Origin of the sequence: Melghiribacillus thermohalophilus (assembly GCF_004342905.1) — a bacterium.
Classification (GTDB): domain Bacteria; phylum Bacillota; class Bacilli; order Bacillales; family Alkalibacillaceae; genus Melghiribacillus; species Melghiribacillus thermohalophilus.
In genome coordinates, this window is record NZ_SMAN01000043.1 from 1 (window position 1) to 1,952 (window position 1,952).

Consider the following 1,952-nt stretch of genomic DNA (forward strand, 5'->3'; position numbering starts at 1 on the left):
TGGTACGCATAAATAATCACCAACTTAAATAAATTTCAGGTCTATTATAACCTAAATTTAATGTTGGTGTTATTTATTCCGTCTAAGAAAAAAAAAACTGACTCCTAACCGAGTCAGAAAACAAAACAGGAGACGTATGTACGTCAGTGGAGGGCAAAAAGAGAGACGAGCCTTGTTATGGACGGGTACGGAAGAAAGGAGGTTTCTCAAGCTGGGCCTGCCGCTTTTCAACTTCCAAAACTTTCTCGTTGGTAGCGGCAATAATTTTAAGCAACTGCATGATGAACTGTTCGTGCTGATTTACACGCTGTTCTATTTCTTTACAGTGGGGACAGCTAATCTGGGACATGAATACGCCTCCCTGTTTTGTTTGATTCTGTTATACCATGGATTCACATTCATTTCTAATCAACAAAATGGAAAAATCATTTCAACATCCTTGTTTATTATTTTGAAACCCCTGGCAGGTTTTCGAAAAATGAAGAGATAATCAGAGGCAAATCTGTAAAAATATATGATTTTCCAAAAAACATTCAGACGGCAAAAAAGAACCTGCCCGATTGTGGACAGGTTCTTTTTTGCACAGTTATGAATTCGGCTCAATCAATCCATAACGCCCATCTTTGCGGCGGTAAACCACATTGGTGTCGCCTGTTTCACTATTGGTAAATACAAAAAAGTTGTGACCGAGAAGGTCCATCTGCAGTACAGCCTCCTCAGAATCCATTGGTTTCAGGTTAAATCGTTTGGTTTTCACAATTTCTATGCTGTCATCGTTTTCTTCTTTTCGTTTTTGAGCTTCCTTTTCCAGTTCAGCAAAGGCATGTTTGGGGGATCCCATCTGTCGGAATTTGCGATTGACTTTTGTTTTATATTTACGAATTTGCCTTTCTAACTTATCAACCACTAAATCTATCGCAGCATATAAATCCGTGTGACTTTCTTCGGCACGAAGTAGTAAATTGGTCATAGGAATGGTTACTTCAATCCGCTGTTCATCGTTATACACTTTTAAATTCACGTTCACATCAGAAGTTGGCGGGGTGTCAAAATACCTCTCAAGCTTTCCAACCTTTTTCTCCACATAATCACGGATGGCTTCAGTAACTTCAATGTTTTCTCCCCTTATGTTGTAATTCATAAGAAGACCACTCCTTTCATCCTTATGTATCTTATATTCTATCATACCCTGAGCTATTCCTGCATAAACCGCATTTTTCAATTATGGACACTTTTTGACAGCATCCAGACGGTTGAATGCCTCCAATATTAGGTCTTTTATTAATAAAAAATTCCGGGACTATATTCTCATATCCCAGAAATCCAAGAAAAGCGCAAGTGACCACTTAGCCCTGAAAGTCAATGAAGACTTCCAGATAAGGCTGCTGCGCTTTCAGGTGAAAGGGGACGGACACTGCAACTGTACCAAAGCCACAGATTGTTATCATTTCCTAAACCATATAAAAAAACACCTCGCTTAAAGGAGGTGTTGAAGTGTTTAGTTGGAAATGGTCGGGATGGCCGGATTTGAACCGACGACCTCTTGGCCCCCAGCCAAGCGCGCTACCAAACTACGCCACATCCCGGCATCGTTGAAATGAGGCAAATGTATCAAAACGTTTACACTCCTATTTTACTCAAACCGGTTCCTGTCTGCAAGAACTCCGAGGATTTTTTTTGATCTCCAGTTCCTTTCTATACATCTAGCTATCTTCCTTCTCATTCGCAAATGATCTTTAAATATTCAGCAGTTTTCTTCATCCATGAGTAAGAAGTCCCTCCCCCATCCGCAGGCAATCGCCTCTTAGAACTTCTAACGATCAGGATGGCAAGATTCAAAAACAAAACCACCAGTGTGTGAAGTGACCCCTGTCAAGTAGACAGGAATAAAAAAGCACACTTATGCAGCCTGAGTCCTATATTCATAAGGACTCAGGTTATTTAATTTCTTT

The 1,952-nt window shown here is 40.1% G+C and carries 2 protein-coding genes and 1 tRNA gene; all 3 read right to left on the reverse strand.

Annotated elements, in window-relative coordinates; all coding sequences use genetic code 11:
* Positions 1-175: 175 nt before the first annotated feature.
* The 3 genes from EDD68_RS15390 to EDD68_RS15095 all read right to left on the reverse strand — a co-directional run bounded on the left by EDD68_RS15390 (position 176) and on the right by EDD68_RS15095 (position 1,586).
* A complete protein-coding gene (locus EDD68_RS15390) occupies positions 176-349 on the reverse strand; it encodes a hypothetical protein (RefSeq protein ID WP_165902216.1) in 174 nt (57 codons plus the stop codon).
* A gap of 237 nt (positions 350-586) precedes the next feature.
* Entirely contained in the window at positions 587-1,141 is a 555-nt protein-coding gene (gene hpf / locus EDD68_RS15090) for a ribosome hibernation-promoting factor, HPF/YfiA family (RefSeq protein WP_132373321.1), read from the reverse strand.
* Positions 1,142-1,509: 368 nt separating this feature from the next.
* Positions 1,510-1,586: transfer RNA gene (locus EDD68_RS15095), tRNA-Pro, on the reverse strand.
* Positions 1,587-1,952: the final 366 nt, after the last annotated feature.